The sequence below is a fragment of the Neisseria sp. DTU_2020_1000833_1_SI_GRL_NUU_006 genome (assembly GCA_032388755.1).
GTDB lineage: Bacteria > Pseudomonadota > Gammaproteobacteria > Burkholderiales > Neisseriaceae > Neisseria > Neisseria sicca_C.
Genome location: CP135593.1, coordinates 1,254,243 through 1,279,894, shown reverse-complemented (window position 1 = coordinate 1,279,894; position 25,652 = coordinate 1,254,243). Strand labels below are relative to the sequence as shown.

Here is a 25,652-nt window from a genome sequence, read left to right as displayed (position 1 = left end):
GCTTATTCTTCCGGAGCGCGGAAGGTGTCGTGGCAGGATTTGCAGCTTGCGCCGGTTTCGCCGTAAGCGGCTTTGATTTCTTCCAGCTTGCCGGTTTGCGCGGCGGCGTTCAGTTTTTCAACGGCAGCGGCGAATTTGTCCTCTTCGGCTTTGAATTTGGCCGCATCAGACCAAACCGCAGGCAGGGCGCGGCCGTTGCCTTTGTCGTCAGATTGGAAGAAGGTGAAAGGTTTTTTGCTGGTTTCGGCAAAAGTTGCCGCAGCCTGCTTGAATTTTTCCACGTCGTAAGGTTCTTCGCCTTTTACCATTTTGCCCATGCTGGAGAACTCGGGCATCATGGATTTGAACGCGGTGGTACGGTCTTCGGAGATCGGACCTTTGGGTTGCGCGGGTGCGCCGCCGCCGCAGGCGGCAAGGGTCAGGGCAGCGAGCAGCGCCGCTGAGAAGAGTTTTGTATTCATGGCTTTGGTGTCCTGTGATAGTATTTTGTTATTCATATTTTTCAGACGACATCCGAAGAGGTCGTCTGAAAAGTTGCAATCATACCTGAAATGGGTTTACAAAACGAGAAAAGAAAGGAAATAGTTATGGCGATTTTGGTTACCGGCGCGTCAGCCGGTTTCGGCGAGGCGATGTGCCGCACGTTTGTACAGTCCGGTTATTCCGTTATCGGCGCGGCACGGCGCGGCGAGAAACTGCAGGCATTGGCAGCCGAATTGGGCGAGCGGTTTTATCCTTTGGAAATGGACGTTTCGCGTACCGAGTCGATACGCAACGCGCTCGACAGTCTGCCTGAAAATTTTGCCGAAATCGATTGCCTGATCAACAACGCCGGATTGGCGTTGGGTTTGGAAACGGCGGACAAAGCAGATTTCGGCGATTGGGAAACCATGATTCAAACGAACATTATCGGTCTGACTTTCCTGACGCGCCAAATCCTGCCGCAAATGGCGGAGCGCAAACAAGGCTATATCATGAATCTGGGTTCGATTGCCGGCAGCTATGCCTACGAGGGCAGCAACGTGTACGGCGCAACCAAGGCGTTTGTGCGCCAGTTCAGCATGAACCTGCGTGCGGAATTGGCGGATAAAAACATCCGCGTCACCAACATCGAGCCGGGTTTGTGCGGCGGTACCGAGTTTTCCAACGTCCGCTTTAAGGGCGATGACGAGCGGGCGGAAAAGGTTTATGAGAACGTCGAGTCCATCCAGCCGCAAGACATTGCGGATACGGCTTTGTGGCTCTATCAGCGTCCGGCGCACATGAACGTCAACTCCATCGAAATCATGCCTGTCGCCCAAACCTTTGCCGGTATGAAAGTCATCCGCAATACGCTGCCCGTACCCGCACAGGCGGAGAATTTTGAGAAACAGAGTATGTCTTTGTTTGCACGGATTAAGTCGTGGTTCAAATAGGGTTTTGAAAGAAGAAAGGTCGGCGGATTTGCATTTGAAGTGCATCTTTCAATGCAGATGCTCGTAAATGATTTCCGCCAATGCTTTGCTGATGCCTTCGACTTGTTCCAAATCTTCTTTGCTGGCGGCAACGACACCACGCAGACCGCCGAAGCGGGTGAGCAGGGCTTGGCGGCGTTTGCTGCCTACGCCGGGGATGTCGCTCAGAGAGGAGGTAACGCGGGCTTTGTCGCGTTTTTTGCGGTGCCCCGTGATGGCGAAGCGGTGCGATTCGTCGCGCACGGTTTGCAGGAGGTGCAGGGCGGGGCTGTGCGGGGGCAGGCGGAAGGTTTCGCCGGTGAACGGGAGGATGAGTTCTTCCATGCCGGCTTTGCGTTCGGGGCCTTTGGCGATGCCGACCAAGGGGATGTGCAGCCCGAGTTCTTCCCATACGGATACGGCGACGCCGATTTGTCCTTTGCCGCCGTCAATCAATACGACATCGGGCCATTTGACGGCCTCGCCGTTGGCTTCGGCTTCCTGCATTTTGCCGTAGCGGCGGGTGAGGACTTCGCGCATGGCGGCGTAGTCGTCGCCGGGTTTTGCGGTGGTGATGTTGTAGCGGCGGTATTGCGAGGGTTGGATGTTTTGTTCGTCGTACACGACGCAGGAGGCGATGGTGGCTTCGCCTTGGGTGTGGCTGATGTCGAAGCATTCGAGGCGGTTGAGGTCGTCTGAATTCATGTTCAGGATTTTTGCCAACTCGTCGATGCGGTGTTGCTGGCTGCTTTGTTGCAGGCGGCGTTGGGCAATCGCCATTTGTGCGTTTTGTTCCGCCATTTTCAACCAGACTTTGCGTTCGCCTATGGTTTTGGTCACGAACTGCATTTGTTTGCCGTGTTCGCCCTCCAAGGCTTCTTTCAATGCGTTAGGGACGGGGAAGTTGCTGATGATGATGTCGGGTTTGCTTTTGCCCAGATAGTGTTGGGCGACGAAGGCTTCGGCGTAGTCTTGTCCGTTTGGTTCGGGGTCGTTTTTGATGTCGGGAAAGAAGCTTTTGTCGCCGACGTGCCGCCCGCCGCGTATGCTGACCCAGTGTACGCAGACGAGACCGTCTGAAACGGCAAGTGCGAGCAGGTCGATGTCGTTGGGGTTGTTGGGGTTTTTGCTGTCGATGAACTGATTGCTCTGCATGATGCCGAGTGCTTGGATTTGGTCGCGGTAGCGGGCGGCTTCTTCAAATTGCAGGTTGGCGGCGGCGGTCTGCATTTTGTGTTGCAGGGTGCGGGTCAGTTCGTCGGTTTTACCGTTGAGGAAGGTAGCAGCTTGGCGCACGCTGTCGCGATAGTCTTCTTCGCTGATGTGGCCGACGCAGGGCGCGGTGCAGCGTTTGATTTGGTACAGCAGGCAGGGGCGGTCGCGGTGTTCGAACACGCTGTCTTCGCAGGTACGCAGCATGAAGACTTTTTGCAGGACTTGTATGCTGTCGCGCACGGCGTTGCTGTTGGGATAGGGGCCGAAGTATTGGTTGGGCTTTTTCAGCGTGCCGCGGTAATACGCCATCTGCGGATATTGATGTCCGCTGAGCATGAGGTAGGGATAGCTTTTGTCGTCGCGGAAAAGGATATTGTATTTGGGCGACAGGGCTTTGATGAAGTTGTTTTCGAGAATCAGGGCTTCGGATTCGGAACGGGTGATGGTGGTTTCGATGTGGCGAACCTGTTTCACCATCAAGGCGATGCGCGGGGAATGGTCGTTTTTTTGGAAATAACCGGACACGCGCCGCTTGAGGTTGACGGCTTTGCCGACGTATAAGACGTTGCCGCCTTCGTCGAAAAAACGGTATACGCCGGGCAGGTTGGGCAGGTTTTTGAGGAAAAGGGGGATGTCGAAGTCCGTGGTCATGGGGCGGGTGGTAGTATAGGGGCTGGAAAGTCGGAATTATAGGGGAAACTATATTTCAGGAATATAACAAAAGGTCGTCTGAAAACAGGTTTTCTCAAATAAAAACCCGTTTTCAGACGACCTTTACCGATATGATTGTTAACGGCGGAATTTGCCTTGATCGAAATCATCAAATGCTTCGTAAGCGGCGCGGCATTGGATGCGTTGTTCTTTATAGGGTAGCTGACGGAAAGCTTTGCGGGCTTTTCGGTTTTCTTTCAATTCGGCACGGTTGCCTTTGTATTTGTACCATGCAGCGCGGCGGTCGAGGTACTTTTTGCAGGCGGGATGCAGTTTGCCATGTTCGGCTTGAGTTCGCGGATGGTGGCGTTTGTGGGTGTCTGCATCGGCAGTGTGGGCGGAAAAACCCAGTATCAGAATGGACAAAGTAGAAAGCAAGCCTTTTTTGAGTAACATGACGCTCTCCTGTTTGTAGGATTGAATGAAAGAACTTGACTGAAAGAATTGAAATCAAAGATAAAAAAAACCATCTATACTAAGGGGAAAAGTATAGATGGCCAAACACATTACGGGGAAAACGTCTTACTCACTTACTCACTTCTCTCGAAGCAAGTGTTACTCAGACACGCGAATTATATAATAGTTCACGAATGATGACGTTAAGTTTGGTTAATCACACCTTAACAATCATATCATCATGTTTTTAAACAAATAAAAAAATCATAATGGTTAAAATTTTTTTGAAAAAACTTCAAAATTTTCAAACTGTGATGAATTTCCACTCCCCTGAGGCTAAATTTTCTACCGTTCGTCCGTTAAATTCGTCCCGATGGAGGTGTTCGACGCGGTTGCCGGCAGCGGCGACCATGCGTTTGACTTGATGATATTTGCCTTCGGTAATGGTCATCAGCAGGGTGGTCGGGTTTTCCAAAACGGCTTCGGCTGCGCGGACGGTTTCGTTGTCGTCGTGCAGCAGGACGCCGTTTTTCAGCGTTTCACACAGGCTGTCGTCGGCAGGATGCTTCAGGGTAACGCGGTAGATTTTGGGCACTTTGTGTTTCGGCGAGGTAACGCGGTGGTTGAACTGCCCGTCGTTGGTAATCAGCAAAACGCCCGTCGTATCCGCATCCAGCCTGCCGACCGCCTGCATGTCGATATTGCGCATATGATCGGGGAAAAGGCTGAAGACGCTGGGGTATTGCTGCGGTTTGTGCGAGGTTTCGTAATCGGCGGGCTTGTTGAGCAGGATATAAAAATAAGGCATGGGCACGATGACGATGTCTTCGCCGTCTATGCGCAGCGTTTGGACTTCGGCGGGATCGATGTCAGCTTTGGCGTCGTTGTAGACCGTATCGTTGATTTCGACACAGTCGTTTTGAATCAGCCACTGGCATTGTTTGCGGCTGCCTATGCCTTGGGATTGGAGGTATTTGATCAGTTGCATGGGAATGGCGGGAACGGGTTTCAGACGACCTAATTGTATATCAGGACTTCGCTTTCAAACGATAGAGATATGTGGTTTCCCGATTGCGGGCGAAAGCGAGCGGGTCGGATTCGTCGGCGGCTTTGCGGTGGCACGGTTTGGTTTTCAGAATATCGACCACTTCTAAAGAGGTCGTCTGAAAACATTGTTCCAGAAAATCGTGGTCGCGCAGGTGCAGATGTTCCGCCAAGTCGGAAATGATCAACCACGCTTCGCCTTGCGGGTTTAAATGCTGCCGCACGCCGTTTAAGAAGGCGGTCAGCATGGCGTTGTCGGGATCGTAGAGAGCGGTTTCGATAGCGGAAGTCGGTTTGGCGGGCAGCCACGGCGGGTTGCAGACGATCAGATCGGCGCGTCCTTCGGGAAACAAATCGACGGCTTGGACGGCGACTTGTTTGTCCAGCCCGAAGCGGGCGAGGTTGGCGGTTGCGCAGGCGATGGCTTTGGGGTTGGTGTCGGTGGCGGTGATTTTGGGAATGCCGCGTTTGGCAAGGATGGCGGCGATAACGCCGGAACCTGTGCCGATGTCGAACGCCGTCTGAATATGGGGATTTAACGGCGCTTGGGCGATTAGGTCCAAATATTCGCCGCGCAGGGGCGAGAACACGCCGAAAGGAACGTGGATTTTGCCGTCAAGCTGCGGAATGTCTATGCCTTTTTTGTGCCATTCGTGTGCGCCGATAAAACCCAAAAGCTGATTGAGCGGCAGCAAAAACGGCGCGTCGTTCGGCTCGGCGTAGACATCGGCAAGGGCGGCGCGGACGTCGGGCGAGCGCGGGTTGCTTAACTGAAAACCCGCGCCGATTTCGACGGCAAGCATGTTCAACACGCGGCTTTGCTGCGCCTGTTTCATACGGTGGGTGTGGAAGGCCGTCTGGATATCGGCAGGCGCGTTTTTCGTTTTTTCAGACGACCTGCGGACGCGCTTTTTCATCGCAGCCAATACTTGCTTGGCGTTGTGGAAATCGCCCGTCCAAACGGTTGCCGTGTGGGCGTGGGCGTTTTTCAGAATATCGGCGGCATTGCTTTCATGCACATAAACCGCCTGCTTGGGCGGCTTCTGCGTGCTTTCGTTGCGCCATTCGGCAGCGGCGCGGTCGGTGGGGACAATGGGGAACATGAAGGCAAAGAGAAAGGAAAACCGACGGTAAGTTTACTATATCTCGGGAAGTATGTATTGAAAGCGGAATCTACGGTCGTCTGAAAGCTTGTTTCCCGTTTTACCTTCGTTGGAACTTTGCTTTCAGACGACCTGTGTGATAACGGATTAAGCCAGTTTGGCTTTAATCAGTTCTTGAACCTGTGCGGGATTCGCTTTGCCTTTGCTGGCCTTCATCACTTGTCCCACAATCGCATTCAGGGCTTTTTCGTTGCCGGATTTAAATTGTTCTACAGCTTTGGCGTTGTTGGCCAGCACTTCGTCCACCATCGCTTCAATCGCGCCGGTATCGGTCATCTGCTGCAAGCCGTGTTTTTCGATGATTTCAGCGATAGTGGCTTCGGGTTCGGCCCACATGGCTTCAAAGGCTTTTTTCGCCAATTTGCTGCTTAATGTGCCATCGGCGATTTTGCCTACCAACGCGGCGAGGCGCGGGGCGGTAATCGGGCTGTCGGCGAGTTCCACGCCTTCTTTGTTCAGCGTGGCGGCGAGTTCGCCGTTCATCCAGTTGGCAGTCAGCTTGCCTTGTCCGCTGGCTTTGGCGGCTTCTTCAAAATAGGCAGCCTGCACGCGGCTGGCGGTGAGCAGGCGCGCGTCGTATTCGGACACGCCGTAATCCGCCACGAAACGCGCCGCCATTTCTTTCGGCAGCTCTGGCATTTCTGCTTTGGCTTTTTGCAACCGGTCGTCTGAAATGATGACGGGCAGCAAATCGGGGTCGGGGAAGTAGCGGTAGTCGTGCGCGTCTTCTTTCAAACGCATCACGCGGGTTTCGCCTTTTTCAGGGTCGAACAGCATGGTCGCCTGCTGTACTTTGCCGCCGTCTTCCAAAATCTCGATTTGCGCTTCCACTTCGTAATTAATCGCCTGCTCTAAGAAACGGAAGGAATTGAGGTTTTTAATCTCGCGGCGCGTGCCGAATTCCGCTTGACCTTTCGGACGCACAGATACGTTGGCATCGACGCGGAACGAGCCTTCCGCCATATTGCCGTCGCAGATGTCCAGCCAGGTTACCAAGCTGTGCAAGGCTTTGGCGTAGGCAACGGCTTCGGCGGCGGAGCGCATTTCGGGTTCGGATACCACTTCCAATAACGGCGTGCCTGCGCGGTTCAGGTCGATGCCGGTTGCGCCGTTCAGGCCTTCATGCACGGATTTGCCCGCGTCTTCTTCCATGTGCGCGCGGGTTACGTTGATGGTTTTCACATCGTCTCCGACTACGATTTCCAGCTTGCCGTGTTCGACAATCGGTAAATCCAACTGGCTGATTTGATAGCCTTTGGGCAAGTCGGGATAGAAGTAGTTTTTGCGGTCGAACACGTTTTTCTGATTGATTTCCGCATCCAACGCCAAGCCCAATTTGATGGCTTTTTCAACGACTTCGCGGTTCATTACCGGCAGTACGCCCGGCAGTGCGCATTCCACCACGCTGGCGTGCGCATTGGGTTCCGCACCGAACGCGGTCGATGCGCCGCTGAAGATTTTGGATTGGGTGTTGAGCTGGACGTGGATTTCCAAGCCGATTACTGTTTCCCAGGTCATAAGGGGTTCTTTCTTTTGATGTCGATAATATAAAGTGGTCAGCCGTTTTCAGACGACCTGTTTGTTTTTCAAATGGCAAAGGTCGTCTGAAAACGCAGAATCAAGTTTTCTGAAAGCAAGCCTGCATCTCGGCTACCATGTTATCCAGCATTTGGTAACGTTTGCGGTACATCGAACGCTTTTTGCTTTCGATTTCCGCCAAGTCTTTTCGCGGCGGGATTTGCGGCAGATGCCAGTAGCCGTCGCTTTCGAGCGTTGCGCCGTTCTCCTGCCAAAATAGGTCGTAATTCATTTTGACCCGTTTCTTCAGCCGCCAGCGCAGTTTGACCTGATGCTCTTGGGCAATGCCGATAACGCCGCCCAAATTGAGCGATGTCGAAAAATATTGCAGGGCGGTTACCATCAGCTGCTGCGGGCGCAGACCGTGGAGTCGTTTGGTCAGGCTGCGTACAAGGTCTTTAGCTTCTTCCCCCGCAGGGCCTTGGATAGAGGCGGCCAGCAATCTGCCGTCAACTAGGGCGAAGGTAGCCATGTAGAGACGTTTTCCTTCGCTGTCGCGCAGGGATAGCGACCACATTCCTTCATCCACGCAATCATCGTTCCGGTTCAGCCATAAAGTCAGGTCGTCTGAAAGATGCGCCAGAACGACATGGAATTTGCGCGTCGTCATATTGGCGAGCGTTTCCTGCCCGAACAGTTTTTCGGCTGTCAGCAGGTCTTCTTTCATGACTTGCAGCCTGCGCCGTCTGTTGAAGCGTTGGTCAACAAAGGCGTGTATCAACGGATAGGCATTTTGGGGCCACCTTTGGAAAAAGGTACGGTGTGGCGCGGAGGCGTTGACAAAGTTTTCAAAATCTTTGACTTGTTGCCGTGTAAACAATCTGCGTAAGGAGAATTTCAAATGCTGGATTTGAAATTTCGGCGCATCTTTATATACGGTCTTGAAATCTGGAAAAACAAACTGCTCCGGCATTATGCTTTTCCATCAGGGGTTTGGGTGTGCCAATCACTTGCCAACTGTACTTGATGCGCTGCGCCAAGAATTTTGGCTTCGGAGAAGTGGTTGCCGATGAACTGCACGCCGATGGGTAGTCCGCTGTTGCTGAAACCTGCGGGTAGGGTCAGGGCGGGCAATCCGGCCAGATTCACGGCGATGGTGTAGATGTCGGAAAGGTACATCTGCACGGGATCATGGATGTCGCTGCCGAGTTTCGGAGCGGCAGTGGGTGCAGTCGGCGCGAGGATGAAATCACATTGCGCGAAGGCCGTCTGAAAATCGTTGGCAACAAGGCGGCGCAGTTTTTGGGCTTTCAGATAATAGGCGTCGTAGTAGCCGTGCGACAACACATAAGTACCAATCATGATGCGGCGTTTGACTTCGCTGCCGAAGCCTTCGGCGCGGGTATTGCTGTACATTTCTTCAAGGTCGCCGAATTGGGCGGCGCGGTGGCCGTAGCGCACGCCGTCGTAGCGGGAAAGATTGGTGCTGGCTTCGGCGGAAGCGAGGACATAGTAAGCGGGGATGGATAGGGCGGTTTGCTGCAGGGAAACTTCAATAGTTTCCGCGCCTTGCGCTTTTAAAAGGTCGATGACGCTTTGTAAAACAGCCTGCACATCGGCATCCGCGCCTTCACCAAAATATTCTTTAGGCAGACCGATTTTTATGCCTTTGAGCGGTTTGTCCAAGTCGCGGGTGTAGTCTTCTTTGCTGCGTTCCAAACTGGTGGAATCGCGCTCGTCGAAGCTCGCCATCGCATTGAGCAAAATCGCGCAGTCTTCGGCGGTTTGCGCCATCGGACCGGCTTGGTCGAAACTGGAAGCGTAGGCAACCATGCCGAAGCGGGAAACTGTGCCGTAGGTGGGTTTGATGCCGGTGATGCCACAGTGTGAAGCAGGCTGGCGGATAGAGCCGCCGGTATCTGAACCGAGTGCGACAGGAGCAAGGCGTGCGGCAACGACCGCTGCGGAACCGCCGGATGAACCGCCTGGGACGTGTTCGGGATTCCACGGGTTTTTAGTCGCGCCGTAGAACGAGGTCTCATTGGTCGAGCCCATGGCAAACTCGTCCATATTGGTACGGCCAAGCGTTACCATGCCTTCGTCAAGCAGATTTTGAACGACGGTGGCAGTGTAGGGGGAGACAAAGTTGTCCAGCATTTTGGAGCTGCACGCACTGCGCCAACCTGTTTGACAGAAAATATCTTTGTAGGCGATGGGTACGCCGGTAAGCGCGGTGGCATTACCTTGCGCAATGCGCGCGTCGGCGGCACGGGCTTCGGCGAGGGTCTTGTCTTGGTCGAGGGTGATGTAGCCGTTGATGGCCGGGTTCTGTGCAGCAATGGCGGCGAGGTATTCGGTTGCCAGTTCAACGGCGGAGATTTGTTTGGATTGCAGCAGTTGGCTGGCTTGTTTGAGGGTGTATTGGGTCATTGCGCCATGATTCCTAATTTGAGACGGTTTCTGTTTTCAGGCAAATATTCGGAAAGTGTTGCCGAAAACGTAGGCTGAACAGTGATTGAAATTTCGAAGGAAAAAAACGAGTTTCAGACGACCCAAGTTTAGATTTCATATTTCAAGATAATGAGATCGTCTGAAAAAATTATTCTTCAATTACCTGAGGCACGATATACAGGCGGTTGCGCACTTCAGGCGCGACGGCTTGATATTCGGCGGCATGGTCGGTTTCGGTAACTGTATCTTCGCGCAGGCGCAGGGCGGCTTCGTGGGGGTGTGCCATCGGCTCGATACCGTCTGTATTCACGCCCTGCATCTTTTCGACCATGGCGAAAATGTCGTTCAATTCTGAGAGGGTTTTGCCTTTTTCTTCCTCGGTCAGCGAAAGGCGTGAGAGTTTGGCAATTTTTTCCACATCGGTTAAGCTTAAAGCCATAAAAAATCCTTGTCTGATAGCAAACGCCCCTTTATTGGGGTATCATTGCGTTCTTCTTCGATGAAACGAGGAATTATAACCGAAAACTACTCAAACGGCGTGTGATTTCGCCATGCGTTTCATACGGGGAGTGGGGAGGTCGTCTGAAAAGGCGTTGTTTCCATGTTTTTAATATTTTGAATAACAATTAAATAAAATCGGTGCTGGGCCGATATTCAGGTATTTTATGTTTCGTTTTTTATCCCGTTTTTTCTCCAACGATATCGCCATTGATTTGGGTACGGCAAACACGTTGATTTATGTGCGCGGTAAAGGCATTGTTTTGGACGAGCCGTCTGTGGTGGCGGTTCAATCGGGTACGGGCGGTAAAAGCAAGATTGTTGCCGTGGGTACGGAAGCCAAGAAAATGCAGGGGCGCGCGCCGCGCAATATTGAAATCGTCCGTCCTATGCGGGACGGGGTGATTGCTGATTTTACGATTGCCGAGCGTATGCTGGGTATGTTGATTAAAAAGGCAACACAAGGTAATTCGGTCGTACCGCCGCGTGTAGTGATTTGCGTGCCGGGCGGGGCAACCCAAGTGGAACGCAAGGCAATTTTGGATTCTGCGTTTGCCGCAGGTGCATCTTCCGTACATTTGATTGAGGAGCCGATGGCGGCTGCTTTGGGTGCGGGGCTGCCGATTGAGGACACTGCCGGTTCGATGGTGGTGGATATCGGCGGCGGCACAACGGAAATCGGCATTTTGTCGTTGGGCGGTATGGCTTATTCCGCCTCCGTCCGTGCGGCGGGCGACGAGTTTGATAAGAGCATCGTGCATTATCTTCGCCGTCATCGCGGCGTGTTGATTGGTGAAGCAACGGCTGAAGAATTGAAGAAAACAATCGGTTCTGCCTCCGGTTTTGCAACCGAAACCGCCATGCGGATTAAAGGTCGCGATTTGGCGGAAGGTACGCCCAAGTCGCTTGCCATTACTTCAGAAGAGGTGCGCGAGGCTTTGAGCGAAACGGTTAATCAGATTATCCGCGCCGTTCTCCTTGCGTTGGAACAGGCTCCGCCTGAGTTGGCAGGCGATATTGCCGACAGGGGAATTATGTTGACAGGCGGCGGCGCACTGTTGCACGGCATGGATACGGTTTTGGCGGATGCGACGGGGCTGCCTGTAGGTATTGCCGACCAGCCTTTGAACTGTGTGGCTTATGGTGCGGGCAAAGCTTTGGATTATATCGGCAAATGGAATGCCGTCTTTGTGGATAACCCATAAGGCAGGCTGAAATGGAACATTCTTCTTTACGGTTTGACGAGGCAAAGGGTCAAAAGCTGTTGCCTCGTTTTATTGCGTATTTGTTACTGGGCGCAGGCATTATGGTGGCGGACGGCCGTTTCAACCTGATGCAGCCCGTGCGCACTGCGGCGGCGGAGATTCTTTATCCGGTGCAATGGCTGGCAAACCAGCCGGTCCGTCTCTATCAATATTTTTCCAACCAATCTCAATCACAAACCGAGCTGTTGGAACAAAACCGTCTCCTTTTGGAGGAAAACGGTCGTCTGAAAATCCAGCTTCAACGCGATAAGGTCAATCTGAGCGAATTGCAGGAGCTGAAAAAGCTATACGGCTTGCAACAAAAAGGCATAAGCAATGTCATCGGTGCTGAAGTATTGTCCAGTGGCAAAGACCCGCTGTCCGAGCGTTTGATTATCAATAAAGGCAGTGGCGAAGGGGTGGCGGCAGGCGATACCGTTATCGACCAAAACGGCTTAATCGGGCGGATTACATTGGTTCACGCAAACAGTGCGGAAGTCGAGCTGATGGCGGCTGCGCAAAGCATCGTCCCTGTTGCGGTTGAGCGTACCGGCGAACGCAATCTCGCCTACGGCAACGGCGTGGGTTTGGATTTGCGCTATTTCCCGACGGGCTCGGATTTGAAGCCGCAGGATGTTTTGATTACCTCCGGTTTGGACGGCATTTATCCGGCAGGTATTCCCGTAGCCCGTGTGGATAAAGTCGTCCGCGCTTCCGGTACGCCTTATTACGACACAGAACTGACCCCGTTTGCCGCCTTGCGCCGCAGCCGCTTTGTTTTGGTTCTGTCTTCTTCCCATTCTTCCCAATAAATCATTCATGAACGATTTTGACGATTCCTACCGTGCCATGCCTGTCGGCGTGATTGCGGCAAGTTTTGCCGTAACCATGCTTGTCGATTTCATGCCTTTTCCCTTTGATGTGTTTTTTTGGCTGCCCGAACTGACTGCGCTGATGCTGCTTTATTGGTCTATGCATCATCCCCAACGCGTCGGCATGGGCATTGCGTTTTTGCTCGGCTTGATAGTCGATGCCGCAACGGCAGCGACTTTGGGGCTGCACGCATTGTCTTATACGGTCATGGTGTATTTCGTCTTGAACACGCGCCGTCAAATCATGCTCTACGGCCACATCATGCAGATCGGGGCGGTATTGGCAGCATTGTTCTGCCATCAGGCGGTCTTGGTGGCGGCGCGCCTGTTCCTCAACAACCAAATCATTACTTGGCAAAGTTTCATCGCGCCTTTGGCAGGCGCGCTGCTTTGGCCTTTCTTGAGCCAGTTGATGCTGATGCTGACCAATTTCTATCGCGCCAACAGATAACGTGAAACCATGTCTATACTGAATACTATGAAACGTCGTCTGAAAAATGGCGGTAGCGGTAAAACACAGACTGCAAAGGCGGCGCAAGCCGATTCTTTATTGCGTCTGCTGGTAGCGTTTATCCTGATTGTGGTTCTGTTTGCCGCATTGGTGGCTCGGTTTGTTTATTTGCAGGTGTTCCGGCATGACGATTTTTCCGGGCAGGCATCCAGCAACCGCATCACATTAATTCCGACTCCGCCTGTCCGCGGCGAAATCGTAGATGTCAACGGCGTACCGTTGGCAAAAAACTATCCCGTGTTTTCGCTGGAAGTCATCCCCAGCCGTATTGAGGGCAAGATGGAGGATGTCATCGAAGCCTTGCGGAAGTATGTCGATATTACGCCTACCGATTTGAAGCGTTTCCACAAATACCGCGAAAGCTACCGCAAATTTGAAAACATCCCGCTCAAGCTGCGCCTGACAGATGAAGAAGCGGCGAAATTGTCCGTGCATCTTAATGAGTTTAAAGGCGTAGAAGTCAATTCGCGCACTTTCCGCGAGTATCCTTATGGCAAGCTGACTTCACACTTTTTAGGCTACATCGGCCGCATCAGCGACAAAGATCAGGAAATTTTGGAAGAAGAGGGCTTGACTGCACTCTATCGCGGCAGCACGCACATCGGCAAATCGGGGCTGGAAAAATATTACGAACCGCAGCTTCATGGCGCGCCCGGCTATCAAGAAGTGGAAAAAGACGCTTACGGCAATATTGTTCGCGTCTTGAAAAAAGTGCCGTCGCGCATGGGGCAAACTTTGCGCTTGGGCATGGACATCCGCATGCAACAAGAGGCGGACAAAATATTGGGAGACAGGCGCGGGGCGATTGTCGCCATCAATCCGCAAGATGGTACGGTGTTGGCTTTCGTTTCCAAACCTTCTTTCGATCCCAACCTCTTTATCGACGGCATCGACAGCGAAACTTGGAAAGCCTTGAATGATGACTGGAAAAAGCCGTTGGTCAACCGCGTAACGCAAGGTCTGTATCCGCCGGGCTCGACGTTTAAGCCGTTTATGGGCATGGCTTTGCTGGAAAGCGGCAAAATTACCCAAACGACGGTCGTTCCCGCGCCCGGCGCATGGAGCATCCCCGGCAGCCGCCACGTCTTCCGAGATTCCGTACGCAGCGGTCACGGTTCGGCGAATTTGAGCAAGGCGATACAGGTGTCGTCCGATACCTTTTTCTACCGCTTGGGCTACGAAATGGGCATAGACAAAGCATCGCCGTATTTAGCGCAATTCGGGTTCGGCAAAAAAACCGGCATCGACCTGCCCAGCGAATATACGGGCGTTTTGCCCAGCCGCGAATGGAAGGCGAAACGCTTTGCCAAATCGTCCGATCCTACCGCCAAAGAATGGCGTGCAGGCGAGATGGTCTCGGTCAGCATCGGGCAGGGTTACAACGCTTACACCCCGCTGCAAATGGCACACGCCACCGCTTCGCTCGCCAATAACGGCGTGGTTTATCAACCGCATTTGGTGAAAGAATTGTTGGATTTCGACAAACGCAAAATCACGCGTATCAATCCCAATCCCGAATACAAAATCCCGTTCAAACAAGATAACTTCGAATACGTCAAACAGGCGATGGAGAAAGTCTTGAAACCGGGCGGTACGGCACACCGCATCGGCGGCGGATTGGCTTACAGCATGGGTGGCAAAACGGGTACGGCGCAGGTTGTGCAAATCAAGCAGGGCGGTCGTTACAACGCCGCAGCCTTGCGCGAGCAACACCGCGACCATGCGTGGTTTATTTCGTTTGCCCCCTTGGAAAAACCTGAAATCGCCATTGCCGTGATTCTGGAAAACGGCGGCTGGGGTGCCTACGCCGCACCGCTTGCCCGCAGCCTGACCGATTTTTATATGCTCAACGTCAAGCCGCAGCAGTTTTCAGACGACCCCGACGCAGGCGGAATGCCCGAACCGCAACAACACCGCACACAACCCCAACCGCCGACCATATTCCAAAAAGCCTACGGTCTGAAACAGGAGGAAGCAAATCATGAATGAAACGGTTGGAATGTGGGCAAAAATCAAGCGTACCGTATCTGCTCCGATAGACCCGTGGCTGTTTTTCCCCATGCTCGCCATCTACATTATGAGCCTGTTTTTGCTCTATTCGGCGGACGGGCAGGATTTCGGCCAGCTTGAACACAAAACCCTGCATACGGTTGTCGGCTTTGCACTGCTGTGGTTTGTCGCCTCGTTCAAGCCGCGTGATGCCGCAAAGGTTGCGCTGCCGATGTACCTGATTGGCGTGTTGCTGCTTGTCGCCGTCGAAGTCGCAGGCGTGACCGTCAATGGCTCTACACGCTGGCTGGAGCTGGGTTTCACGCGCATCCAGCCGTCCGAAATCATGAAAATCGTCCTGCCCATGACCGTCGCTTGGTACTTCCAGCGGCACGAAGGTCGTCTGAAATGGTTTCACTACGTCATCGCCATGCTTTTAATCCTCATCCCCGTTGCGCTGATTTTGAAACAGCCCGACTTGGGTACGGCGGTTTTGATTATGGCATCGGGTATTTTCATCGTCTTTTTCGCAGGTCTGCCGTGGAAAGTCATCTTTGCCGCCATCGTCGCCTTCGTTGCCGCATTGCCGCTTTTATGGAACTACGGGATGCACGACTATCAGAAAACCCGCGTCCTGACACTGTTTGACCCGACGCAGGACCCTTTGGGCGCAGGCTACCACATCATCCAGTCCATGATTGCCATCGGTTCGGGCGGTGTCTGGGGGAAAGGCTGGCTCAACGGCACACAAACGCATTTGGATTACATTCCAGAGTCCACGACCGACTTCATTTTTGCCGTATATGGCGAAGAATTCGGTTTGATCGGCAACATCTTGCTGCTGCTGGTTTACCTCGTTATCCTGACGCGCGGACTGCTGATTGCCGCCAAAGCCCAATCGCTTTACAGCCGCACGCTTGCCGGCGCATTGACCATGACCTTTTTCTGCTACGCCTTTGTGAATATGGGCATGGTGAGCGGCATTTTGCCCGTTGTCGGCGTCCCCCTGCCGTTGGTCAGCTACGGCGGCACTGCAACACTCTCCATCATGACCGTACTTGCGCTGCTGATGGGTATTTCCAGCGAGCACAAAACCAAACGCCGCTACGAATTCAATGACAAAGCGGACGTAAACGTCTCTACAAAAAACCAATAAGGGAATAAAAAATGGAATTAGGTGTAGAAATCGGCAAACTTTTGGTTGCCTTCCTTGTACTGATCAACCCGTTCAGCGCGCTTTCGATTTACCTCGATTTGACGCAGGATCACAGCACCAAAGAAAAACGCCGCATCGCCCGCACCGCCGCGCTCGCCGTCTTCATCGTCATTGCCGTCTTCACCTTGACGGGCGGGATGTTGTTGAAAATCTTAGGCATCAGCGTCGGCTCTTTCCAAGTCGGCGGCGGTATTTTGGTATTGCTTATCGCCATCTCCATGATGAACGGCAACGATAACCCCGCCAAACAAAATATCGGTGGCGACAAGGAAGAGGGTGTTGTACCACACATCCAAAAAAACGCCAAAGCCATCGCCGTCGTTCCCGTCGCCATCCCCATCACCATCGGTCCGGGCGGTATCTCCACCGTCATCATCTACGCCTCAGCCGCCAAAAATTACAGCGATATTGCTTTGATTCTCGCCGCAGGCTTCCTTGTCAGCCTGATTTGCTACGCCATCCTCGTTGTTGCAGGACGAATCAGCAAAAAACTGGGTACGACAGGACTGACCATCCTTAACCGTATCATGGGCATGATGCTTGCCGCCGTCTCCGTAGAAATCATCGTTGCCGGATTGAAATCCATTTTCCCGCAACTGGCAGGGTAGCTCATAGATTGCGCAGAAGGCGGAATTTATCGTGTGTCTGTTCATATTTTTCAACATAAAAAGTCGTCTGAAAATGGTTTTGTGTTTTAGATGACATGTCCTGCAATATTCTTCAACTGTCCTGACTTTTAATTTTATCGTCTAGGTCAGTTGTGTGTAGAGCCCATATCAATCTTTCTTGCAGGAAAGACCGTATGCTGCCGTTTCTGTAATTGATGTACTTCAAATACGAATTCGCCGTCGTCTGAAAACCCGATTTGGGCTTTTCAGACGACCTTTCGTTTGGGGCGGTATCAATAGACGTCGCGTTGGTAGCGTTTGTCTTCGCGCATTTCGTTGAGATAGTCTTCGGCATCGTCGCGGCTGAGTTTGCCTTGGGTTTCGATGACGTTGAGCAGGGAGGTTTCTACGTCGCGTGCCATGCGGATGGCGTCGCCGCAGACGTAGAGGTGTGCGCCTTGTTGCAGCCAGTTCCAGACTTCGGCGGCGTGTTCGGCGATTTTGTGTTGGACATAGACTTTGTGTTCGCCCTGCCTGCTCCATGCCAAGTCGGCGCGTGTGAGGGTGCCGTCTTTGCGGTAATCGCTCCATTCAAGCTGGTACAGGAAGTCGTCGGCGAGGCGTTGGTTGCCGAAGATGAGCCAGTTTTTGCCGTTGTCGCCGTTGGCGGCGCGTTGCTGCATGAAGGCGCGGAAGGGAGCGATGCCTGTGCCTGCGCCTATCATGATGACGGGGGTGTCGCCGTCGGCGGGCAGGCGGAAGTTGGGGTTGGGTTCGACGAAAACGCGTACTTCACCACCTTCTTCAAGGCGTTCGCCCAGATAGCCTGAGGCTGCGCCGGTGTAGGTGTTGCCGTGGTGTTCGAAGCGGACGACGCCGACGGTCAGGTGGACTTCTTCGCCGACTTCGTCTTGCGCGGAGGCGATGGAGTAAAGGCGCGGGGTTTGGGGGCGGAAAAGTTGGAACAGGGTTTGCGCGTCCAAGGGATGGGGGTAGGCGGCGAAGACGCCGACGGGCGGGGTGGCGGCGAGGTAGGCGTCCAATCGGGTTTTGTCGGCGGCTGTGGTTTTGAGTTCTTCGCTGCCGGACAATTCGGCGTATTGCTGCACGAGTGCCGGCGTGTTTTGCGTGATGTCGGCGGACTCGGTCAGGGCGGTGCGGATGTCGGTTTCGAGGTCGTCTGAAAGGCGGATTTTTTCTTCGCCGCTTAATTGGTGCAAATCGAGGATTTCTTGAACCAAAGCGGGAGCGTTGAGCGGGAGTACGCCCAATGCGTCGCCTGCCTGATAGTGCAGTCCGGAACCGGACAGGTCGATTTCGATGTGCTCCACGTCTTTTTCGGCGGAGCGGGACGTGATTTTTTGGCGGACGGACAGGGTGGCGGTATAGGGTTTGTCTTTGGTATAGACAGTGCCTGCGGTTTGAGGGGCGGCAGGGGTTGCCACGGATGCGGCGGCGGTTTGCGCGGCAAGCTCGGCAACTAGGGGGACGACGGCTTCTATCCACGCGTCGGCGGCGCTTTGGAACTCTAAATCGCAGATGCCCAAGTCGTTCAGACGACGTGCGCCCAGTTCGGCAAATTGGGCGTCAAAGTCTTTGCCCGCTTGGCAGAAATTGGGATAGGAAGAATCGCCCAAACCTAAGACGGCAAAAGTGAGTTTGCCCAAATCGGGGGCTTTTTTGCCGAAGACGAATTTATACAGCGGCAGGGCTTCTTCGGGCGGCTCGCCCTCGCCTTGCGTGGATGTTACCAATAACACGATGTCTTCATCGGGCAGGGTTTTGCTTTTGAAGTCACCCGCGCTGCTCAATACGGCTTCTACGTCGGCGTTTTTGAGTTTGGCGTGTAAAGATTCGGCAACGCCGCGCGCATTGCCCGTTTGCGAGGCGGATAAGACCAACACGCGTCGCGCGGGGGCTGCAACGGCGGGAGCTGCGGAAACACTCAAACCGCCCGCCGCCCCTTGACTTTGCGCCCAGCAGTAGCCGGAAAGCCAAGCGAGCTGTGTAGGCGAGAGGGCGGCGAGTTGTGCGGAAAGTTCGTTGGGAAGCGGGTTGGCCGGGGTCATGTCGGTTCCTTTGTGCGGACGGCTGCTTGAGGCAGATCGTTGCCTGCGCGGCTTTAATTGTTTGGTTGAATGGTGATTTTTCTGAAAACAGTGGCGATACTGTAAACAGGTCGTCTGAAAAACGGAAAGAATGCTTGGTTTTAATTTAATGCGATTTCGTTATATTCTGGATTGGGAGAGGGGGAGAGGGTTGATATCGGTTTTCAGACGACCCGACTATAATCCTTTGAGATTTTTAAGGGGCAGCAAAAGCGCAGATGTCCATCGGACAACTAATCAAGCAGCTTATATAAAGCTGCCGTCGGAGGTAATCAGATGATTGAATTTAATGATTTCATAAAAGAAGTAAATAAAAAATTTCAAGATGAGCTATGGGCTGATTTTGAATCCAAATTTTTTGGAGATGATTTATTTATTAAAGTAGGAATAGATTTTTCTTATGGCCATCAGTTTGAACTGTATATTCAAAATGCACTCATGAATAAATCGATTGAGGAATGGACGGTAGATTTGAAGAGAAATCAAATCATATATCTGAAAGATAGGGAAATTTATTTTATAACGGATGTCGATGAAAAAATAACGGTAAAAGGGGAAAGGTTTTTTGTTAATGTTTTGACGACTATTTACCATTTGAATCCTTCTGATAGTTTGACAAATTACATAATCAACCCAGAACTGATGGATTTTCCTACTGTTTCAAATGTTACGGTAAGTAACCATTTTGAAGAGTTGCGATTGTAATAAGCGCCAGTCATGACTGACATGAAATTGAATTCGTCTCTAGGGGAAGGGATATTAAATTCAGAAAACAGCAAAAGGTCGTCTGAAAACAGTTTGGCAGTATCTGCATTTCTGTTTTCAGACGACCTTTCGAGCTTTAAAGCGTTAACCGTTTACAGCGGCCATTTCAGCGCGGGATTGCTTTCGATGACGGCTTTGAACTGGTTTTGAATCCGCCCGATGGCTTCGTCGGAATCTGCCTCGAAGCGCAACACCAAAATCGGTGTGGTATTGGAGGCGCGCATCAGGCCGAAGCCGTCGGGGAATTCTACGCGCAGACCGTCGATGGTGATGATTTCGGTCGCGCCTTCGAATTTGGCTTTGGCGGCGAGTTCGTCGATAACCTGATGGCCGTTGCTGCCTTCGGGCAGGTCGATGTTGAGTTCGGGCGTGGAAATGCTTTGCGGCAGGCTGTTCAGGACTTCGGACGGATTGTCAAAGGCAGACAGGATTTCCAAGAGGCGCGCGCCGGCGTACATGCCGTCGTCGAAGCCGAACCAGCGTTCTTTGAAGAAAATGTGTCCGCTCATTTCGCCGGCAACCAGCGCGCCGGTTTTTTTCATGGTGGACTTGATGAAGCTGTGGCCGGTTTTCTCCATGACGGGTTCGCCGCCGTGTTCTTTAATCCACGGTGCGAGCAGGCGGGTGGATTTGACGTCGAAGATGACTTTCGCGCCGGGATTACGGCTCAAAACGTCTTGGGCGAACAGCATGAGCTGACGGTCGGGATAAATAATGTTGCCGTCTTTGGTGACGACGCCCAAGCGGTCGGCATCGCCGTCAAAAGCCAAGCCGATTTCGGCGTCGCTGTTTTTCAGCGCGGCAATCAAATCTTGCAGGTTTTTCGGTTTGGAAGGGTCGGGATGGTGGTTGGGGAAATTGCCGTCCACTTCGCAGAAAAGTTCGGTCACTTCGTTACCCAAACCTTTGTAGAGCTTGCCTGCGAATGCGCCGCCTACGCCGTTGCCCGCGTCGATGGCGATTTTCATGGGGCGTTTGAGTTTGACGTGGCCGACGATGTGGTTGTGGTATTCGCTGGAAATGTCTTTTTCGGTTACGCTGCCTTTTTTATCGGAAGCGGTCAGTTTGTCGGCTTCGATCAGGGCGAGCAGTCCTTGGATGGCTTCGCCTGCGAGGGTGTCGCCGCCGAGCATCATTTTGAAGCCGTTGTAATCGGGGGGGTTGTGGCTGCCGGTAATCATCACGCCGCTGCCGCCGCATTCGTTGATGGCGGCGAAATAAAGCATGGGGGTGGCGACCATGCCGACATTGAGGACGTCGATGCCGCTGTCGGTAAAGCCGCGTTGGATGTGTTCCATCAATTCGGGACCGCTCAAGCGTCCGTCGCGTCCGAGTGCGATGCGGGTGATGCCTTTTTCGGCGGCTCGGGTGGCGATGGCTTTGCCGATGAGGTAGGCGGCTTCGTTGGTCAGGGTTTTGCCGACAATGCCTCGGATGTCGTAGGCTTTGAAGATGTCGCGGGCAATGTTTGCCATGATGGTTTCCTTTGTGATTGTGAATGGAAAACGGGCTTATTCTAACATAGGCAAAGGTCGTCTGAAGGCTTTCAGACGACCTTTGGGGGTTATATCAAATAACCATTCACTGCGGTTTCAATCAATTGCCGAAAGTGTTGCATTGATTGATGTCGCCGCTGTCCAAACCGCGTTTGAGCCATGCCATGCGCTGTTCGGACGAGCCGTGTGTAAAGCTGTCGGGAACGACGTAGCCCTGCCCGTCTTTCTGCAGGCGGTCGTCGCCGACGGATTCGGCAGCCAGCATGGCTTTGGGGATGTCTTCGGGTTTGAAGATATTATTGTTGACGGCGTAATGCCCCCAAATGCCCGCGTAGCAGTCCGCCTGCAATTCGAGTTTGACGGAAAGGGCATTGGCTTCTTTTTTGCCGACCTGCTGCTGCATTCTGTGGACTTTAGGCAGGATACCGAGCAGGTTTTGGACGTGGTGTCCGACTTCGTGTGCGATGACGTAGGCAAACGCGGCATCGCTGGCAGAGTTGAGTTTGGTCTGCATATCCCTATAAAAGTCTAAGTCGAGATAGACTTTTTTGTCGCCCGGGCAGTAAAACGGCCCCATTGCCGATTGACCCATGCCGCAGGCGGTGGATGTGCCGCCGTTGTATAACACCAGCGTGGTCGGGGTGTAGGTCCGTCCGATTTGTTTGAAATAGCTGCCCCAAGCTTTTTCCGTATCGGCGAGGACGACGCGGGCAAGTTCGTTCAGTTCGGCTTCTTCTTGAGGTTTGAGCTGGGAGGTTTGGGTTGAACCCGTACCCATGGAAGGCGTGCCGACCAAGCCGCTCAAATCGACGCCGTAATAAGCGCCGATCAAAACGACGATGATGCCGAGGATGCCGGGCGTCCTACCGCCGCCTCCACCGCTGCTGCCGCGTCGGTCTTCTACGTTTTGACTCTGTTCGCGTCCTTTCCAATCCATCTTGTGTGTTCCTTGTTGTGAAGTGATATGGGCTGATTATACCGTGAAGGGGCGGAGTGATGCCTGCCTATATGAGAAAAGGTCGTCTGAAAACACCAAACGGAGTTTTTTCAGACGACCTTTTTGCTATGTTAAAACCGGATTATTCCGCCTTCAAACCTGTCACACACTGCTTGTCGCGATCTTCAAACGCTTGCGCGCCGCCGAGCAGGTCGAGCTGCTCTTGAGGGCTGAGTTTGCCCAATGAACGGATTTGCTCTTCGGAAAGTTTGTCCAAAGGCTTGTCCCACATACAGGTGCAGTAATCGGTGGCGAGTTTGCTGTTGTTTGAATCCAAGCCTCTTGCTTTCAAATCGTTTTGCCATTTTTCGGCAAAGGGGATGTTTTTCACGCAAGATTCAAAGATGTTCTGCTTAGCCTGCGGTTTGGACATGGCGCATTGCGAGAGCAGGGCAGTCGCGGCGAGCAGTGCCAAAATGACCCACGCCCAAATGCGGATGGTGCGGATTTTGGCTTTCGCTTTTTTACGCGCCGCGGCTTGCTCTTCAGCGGACATTTCGTTTTTCGGCTCAGTCATGCAGGCTTTCCATGCGGATCATGGTGATCGGTTTTTCCACGCAGCTTAATGCTTCGATGGCGGCAATGGCGCGCTTGATGTTTTTCTCGACCGTGCTGTGGGTCAGAATCACGATTTCGGCGGTGGTTTGGTCGATGACGCCTTTTTGGATTAAGGCTTCGATGGACACGTTTTCTTTTGCCAAAAGCGCGGCGATTTGCCCCAGCGTACCCGGTTCGTCTTTGGCTTGGACGCGCAGGTAGTAGCTGCTGGTGATTTCGTCCATAGGCAGGATGGTTTGCGCTTGGACTTGTGCGGGTTGGAACGCCAGATGCGGTACGCGGTGGTCGGTATTCGCTTCAATCAGGCGTGCGATGTCGATGATGTCGGCAACCACGGCGGAAGCGGTCGGCAATGCGCCCGCGCCTGCGCCGTAATATAAGGTTTCGCCGACCATATCGGCGTTGACGCGCACGGCGTTCATCACGCCGTTGACGTTTGCCAAGAGGCGGCTTTCGGGAATCAGGGTCGGATGGACGCGCAATTCGATGCCTTTATCGGTTTTGCGGGTGATGCCCAAAAGTTTGATGCGGTAGCCGAGTTCTTCGGCATATTTGATGTCGCGGCTGTCGAGTTTGCTGATGCCTTCGAGATAGCAGGCTGGGAAGTTCATCGGCGTGCCGAATGCCAGCGCGCTCATGATAGTAATTTTGTGGCCTGCGTCGTTGCCTTCGATGTCGAAGGTCGGATCGGCTTCGGCGTAGCCCAATGCTTGCGCTTCTTTCAATACGTCGGCAAACGCGCTGCCTTTTTCGCGCATTTCGGAGAGGATGAAGTTGCTGGTGCCGTTGATGATGCCGGCGATGCTGCGGATGCGGTTGGCGGCGAGGCCTTCGCGCAGGGCTTTGATAATCGGGATGCCACCCGCCACAGCCGCTTCAAATTGCACCATGACATTTTTTTCTTCCGCCAGCGGGAAGATTTCGTTGCCGTATTCGGCGAGCAGTTTTTTGTTGGCGGTAACGATGTGTTTGCCGTTTTCAATGGCTTTCAATACCGCATCTTTGGCGATGCCGGTACCGCCGAACAATTCGACGACGACATCGACGTCTTCACGCGCGACCAGTTCGAACGGGTCTTTGACGAAGGCTGCGGACGGGCAGATTTGGCGGGCTTTTTCTTCGCTCAAGTCGCATACGGCACTGATGCGCACTTCGCGTCCCAAACGGCGGCTGATTTCCGCCGCATTGTCCTGCAACACGGCAGCCGTACCGCCGCCGACCGTACCTAAACCTAAAAGACCGATGTTTACTGGCTTCATTGTGCCTCCTTGTGAGCCGATTCTCTTAAATCAAAAAGTAAAAACAGAAATTCAGAAAGCCCGAAACGTGACGCCGCCGCAGGGGATTGATATAGTGGATTAAATTTAAATCAGGACAAGGCGACGAAGCCGAAGACAGTACAGATAGTACGGCAAGGCGAGGCAACGCCGTACTGGTTTAAAGTTAATCCACTATAATGCTGATTTTGCAAGGGCGGAAGACGCAGGCTAAAGTCGCCCATCCTACCTGAAATTGCCTGATTTTGCACCTTTTTTACGGAACGCGGCGAAAGGGCGGCAAGCCTGTTTGAAATTGATATATCAAGCCGAGAAAGAAACGGAAGAAAAATGCTGATTGAAGAAAACAAAACCGATGAAACCCTAAGCCTGACCGCTTATCGGGCGGGCGCAATCGAAGCGGGCGGCAAAACCTACACCGCGCCCATCATCTGGCACAACGGCAAAATCGAAGCAATGAACGTGCAAACGCCGTCCGAACTGACTGCCGCCGACCTGTTTCAGACGACCTCCGATTCGGACGGCTTGCCCGAAGTCATCATTATCGGCACGGGGGAGAAGCAGCAGTTCCTCCATCCGAAAATCGCCGCCGAACTTGCCGCACACGGCATCGGGTTGGAATGTATGAACACAGCCTCCGCCTGCCGCACGCTGGTGTTGCTGCAAGGCGAAGGGCGCAGCGTTTGGGCTTGGCTTTGGGTGTGAACAGGCATACGGCGCATATGAAATAGGTCGTCTGAAATTTTTCAGACGACCTGTTTTGAGCATATCGCCTTTAATTATGTATCGCTTGGCAAACAGATAAAAACCTTCTATCCTCGTCAATATTTTTCTGTCAACCCCAAAAAGGAAACCCTTATGGCTCAAATTACCTTCCACGACAACCCTGTCCATACTTCCGGCGACCTGCCCGCTGTCGGTCAAACCGCGCCTGCATTCAGCCTGACCGCCGCCGACCTGTCCGAGAAAACTTTGGCGGATTTTGCGGGCAAACGCAAAGTATTGAACATTTTCCCAAGCGTCGACACCGGCGTGTGCGCCCAATCCGTGCGTACATTTAACCAACGCGCGTCTTCTTTGGACAACGCGGTCTTGTTGTGCATCTCCGCCGATCTGCCGTTTGCCCAAGCCCGCTTCTGCGGCGCGGAAGGTTTGGACAATGTTGTGAACCTGTCTACGTTCCGCAGCAGCTTTGCCGCCGATTACGGCGTTGCCCTGACCGACAGCCCGTTGCGCGGACTAACTGCGCGTGCCGTTGTGGTTTTGGACGAAAACGACAAAGTCCTGCACAGCGAACTGGTTGCCGAAATCGCCAACGAGCCTGATTACGACGCGGCTTTGGCTGTTTTGTAAACAAGGGTTTTAAAGCTGAAAAAGGTCGTCTGAAAAGTTTCAGACGACCTTTTGTCTTTCTTCCTACAGCTAAATTATAGTGGATTAAATTTAAATAAGGACAAGGCGACGAAGCCGCAGACAGTAAAGATATAGTGGATTAAAATTGCAATGATACGGCGTTGCCAACGCCCTTATGTACTACCCGTACACGGCGGGCGTTGCCGCCTTGTCTCATTTTTATTTTAAT

The 25,652-nt window shown here is 53.1% G+C and carries 24 protein-coding genes; 10 read left to right on the top strand and 14 right to left on the bottom strand.

The window, feature by feature from the left end:
• Window positions 1-2 precede the first annotated feature (2 nt).
• Window positions 3-461, bottom strand: coding sequence for a cytochrome c (locus tag RSJ68_06260; GenBank protein ID WNU98313.1), 459 nt, complete (start codon window positions 459-461; stop codon window positions 3-5).
• A 126-nt stretch (window positions 462-587) separates the two neighbouring features.
• Here RSJ68_06260 and RSJ68_06255 point away from each other — a divergent pair, with 126 nt between their 5' ends.
• Window positions 588-1,415 (top strand): SDR family oxidoreductase, encoded by an 828-nt coding sequence (locus RSJ68_06255; protein ID WNU98312.1) that lies wholly within the window; start codon window positions 588-590, stop codon window positions 1,413-1,415.
• Between the two features lie 48 nt (window positions 1,416-1,463).
• Here the strand turns inward: RSJ68_06255 and uvrC are convergent, their stop codons facing one another.
• The 8 genes from uvrC to gatC all read right to left on the bottom strand — a co-directional run bounded on the left by uvrC (window position 1,464) and on the right by gatC (window position 10,370).
• On the bottom strand, window positions 1,464-3,299 hold the full coding sequence (gene uvrC, locus RSJ68_06250; protein WNU98311.1) for an excinuclease ABC subunit UvrC: 1,836 nt from the start codon (window positions 3,297-3,299) through the stop codon (window positions 1,464-1,466).
• Window positions 3,300-3,437: 138 nt separating this feature from the next.
• Window positions 3,438-3,755 carry a stress response protein gene (locus RSJ68_06245; GenBank protein WNU98310.1) on the bottom strand — a complete coding sequence of 106 codons (318 nt, stop codon included), beginning with the start codon at window positions 3,753-3,755 and terminating at the stop codon, window positions 3,438-3,440.
• A gap of 304 nt (window positions 3,756-4,059) precedes the next feature.
• Window positions 4,060-4,743 carry a 16S rRNA pseudouridine(516) synthase gene (locus RSJ68_06240; GenBank protein ID WNU98309.1) on the bottom strand — a complete coding sequence of 228 codons (684 nt, stop codon included), beginning with the start codon at window positions 4,741-4,743 and terminating at the stop codon, window positions 4,060-4,062.
• A 40-nt stretch (window positions 4,744-4,783) separates the two neighbouring features.
• Entirely contained in the window at window positions 4,784-5,902 is a 1,119-nt protein-coding gene (locus RSJ68_06235) for a class I SAM-dependent methyltransferase (GenBank protein ID WNU98308.1), read from the bottom strand.
• A 147-nt stretch (window positions 5,903-6,049) separates the two neighbouring features.
• The gene (gene gatB, locus RSJ68_06230; protein WNU98307.1) at window positions 6,050-7,480 is read right to left on the bottom strand and encodes an Asp-tRNA(Asn)/Glu-tRNA(Gln) amidotransferase subunit GatB; all 1,431 of its coding nucleotides are present in this window, start codon (window positions 7,478-7,480) and stop codon (window positions 6,050-6,052) included.
• 100 nt (window positions 7,481-7,580) lie between these two features.
• Window positions 7,581-8,453: a DUF535 family protein gene (locus tag RSJ68_06225; GenBank protein ID WNU98306.1), complete on the bottom strand. Its 873-nt coding sequence runs from the start codon at window positions 8,451-8,453 to the stop codon at window positions 7,581-7,583.
• Entirely contained in the window at window positions 8,453-9,910 is a 1,458-nt protein-coding gene (gene gatA / locus RSJ68_06220; protein ID WNU98305.1) for an Asp-tRNA(Asn)/Glu-tRNA(Gln) amidotransferase subunit GatA, read from the bottom strand. The genes RSJ68_06225 and gatA overlap by 1 nt, the downstream gene beginning before the upstream one ends.
• Before the next feature lie 169 nt (window positions 9,911-10,079).
• Window positions 10,080-10,370: an Asp-tRNA(Asn)/Glu-tRNA(Gln) amidotransferase subunit GatC gene (gene gatC, locus RSJ68_06215; GenBank protein WNU98304.1), complete on the bottom strand. Its 291-nt coding sequence runs from the start codon at window positions 10,368-10,370 to the stop codon at window positions 10,080-10,082.
• Between the two features lie 226 nt (window positions 10,371-10,596).
• On the opposite strand from gatC, the gene RSJ68_06210 reads away from it, so the two are divergent.
• Genes RSJ68_06210 through RSJ68_06185 form a run of 6 tightly spaced genes read left to right on the top strand, consistent with a single transcriptional unit; the run spans window position 10,597 to window position 16,869 of the window.
• On the top strand, window positions 10,597-11,634 hold the full coding sequence (locus tag RSJ68_06210; protein ID WNU98303.1) for a rod shape-determining protein: 1,038 nt from the start codon (window positions 10,597-10,599) through the stop codon (window positions 11,632-11,634).
• An 11-nt stretch (window positions 11,635-11,645) separates the two neighbouring features.
• Entirely contained in the window at window positions 11,646-12,485 is an 840-nt protein-coding gene (gene mreC / locus RSJ68_06205) for a rod shape-determining protein MreC (GenBank protein WNU98302.1), read from the top strand.
• Window positions 12,486-12,492: 7 nt separating this feature from the next.
• Window positions 12,493-12,996 carry a rod shape-determining protein MreD gene (gene mreD, locus RSJ68_06200; protein WNU98301.1) on the top strand — a complete coding sequence of 168 codons (504 nt, stop codon included), beginning with the start codon at window positions 12,493-12,495 and terminating at the stop codon, window positions 12,994-12,996.
• 9 nt (window positions 12,997-13,005) lie between these two features.
• The gene (gene mrdA / locus RSJ68_06195) at window positions 13,006-15,045 is read left to right on the top strand and encodes a penicillin-binding protein 2 (GenBank protein WNU98300.1); all 2,040 of its coding nucleotides are present in this window, start codon (window positions 13,006-13,008) and stop codon (window positions 15,043-15,045) included.
• Window positions 15,038-16,201 carry a rod shape-determining protein RodA gene (gene rodA / locus RSJ68_06190; protein ID WNU98299.1) on the top strand — a complete coding sequence of 388 codons (1,164 nt, stop codon included), beginning with the start codon at window positions 15,038-15,040 and terminating at the stop codon, window positions 16,199-16,201. The genes mrdA and rodA overlap by 8 nt, the downstream gene beginning before the upstream one ends.
• 11 nt (window positions 16,202-16,212) lie before the next feature.
• Window positions 16,213-16,869 (top strand): MarC family protein, encoded by a 657-nt coding sequence (locus RSJ68_06185; protein ID WNU98298.1) that lies wholly within the window; start codon window positions 16,213-16,215, stop codon window positions 16,867-16,869.
• Window positions 16,870-17,162: 293 nt separating this feature from the next.
• Here RSJ68_06185 and RSJ68_06180 read toward each other — a convergent pair whose 3' ends face one another.
• A complete protein-coding gene (locus RSJ68_06180) occupies window positions 17,163-18,938 on the bottom strand; it encodes an assimilatory sulfite reductase (NADPH) flavoprotein subunit (GenBank protein WNU98297.1) in 1,776 nt (591 codons plus the stop codon).
• A 315-nt stretch (window positions 18,939-19,253) separates the two neighbouring features.
• On the opposite strand from RSJ68_06180, the gene RSJ68_06175 reads away from it, so the two are divergent.
• Window positions 19,254-19,682 (top strand): hypothetical protein, encoded by a 429-nt coding sequence (locus tag RSJ68_06175; protein WNU98296.1) that lies wholly within the window; start codon window positions 19,254-19,256, stop codon window positions 19,680-19,682.
• A gap of 152 nt (window positions 19,683-19,834) precedes the next feature.
• Here the strand turns inward: RSJ68_06175 and RSJ68_06170 are convergent, their stop codons facing one another.
• The 4 genes from RSJ68_06170 to RSJ68_06155 all read right to left on the bottom strand — a co-directional run bounded on the left by RSJ68_06170 (window position 19,835) and on the right by RSJ68_06155 (window position 24,052).
• Window positions 19,835-21,217, bottom strand: coding sequence for a phosphomannomutase/phosphoglucomutase (locus RSJ68_06170; GenBank protein WNU98295.1), 1,383 nt, complete (start codon window positions 21,215-21,217; stop codon window positions 19,835-19,837).
• 121 nt (window positions 21,218-21,338) lie between these two features.
• Window positions 21,339-22,175 carry a neutral zinc metallopeptidase gene (locus tag RSJ68_06165; protein WNU98294.1) on the bottom strand — a complete coding sequence of 279 codons (837 nt, stop codon included), beginning with the start codon at window positions 22,173-22,175 and terminating at the stop codon, window positions 21,339-21,341.
• A gap of 142 nt (window positions 22,176-22,317) precedes the next feature.
• Window positions 22,318-22,752, bottom strand: coding sequence for a hypothetical protein (locus RSJ68_06160; GenBank protein WNU98293.1), 435 nt, complete (start codon window positions 22,750-22,752; stop codon window positions 22,318-22,320).
• Window positions 22,745-24,052 (bottom strand): homoserine dehydrogenase, encoded by a 1,308-nt coding sequence (locus tag RSJ68_06155; protein WNU98292.1) that lies wholly within the window; start codon window positions 24,050-24,052, stop codon window positions 22,745-22,747. Before RSJ68_06155 ends, RSJ68_06160 begins: the two co-directional genes overlap by 8 nt.
• Before the next feature lie 348 nt (window positions 24,053-24,400).
• Here RSJ68_06155 and RSJ68_06150 point away from each other — a divergent pair, with 348 nt between their 5' ends.
• Together RSJ68_06150 and tpx are read left to right on the top strand one after the other, a co-directional pair.
• Window positions 24,401-24,775: an MTH938/NDUFAF3 family protein gene (locus tag RSJ68_06150; protein WNU98291.1), complete on the top strand. Its 375-nt coding sequence runs from the start codon at window positions 24,401-24,403 to the stop codon at window positions 24,773-24,775.
• 153 nt (window positions 24,776-24,928) lie between these two features.
• Window positions 24,929-25,423, top strand: coding sequence for a thiol peroxidase (gene tpx / locus RSJ68_06145; protein WNU98290.1), 495 nt, complete (start codon window positions 24,929-24,931; stop codon window positions 25,421-25,423).
• The last annotated feature ends 229 nt before the right edge of the window (window positions 25,424-25,652 follow it).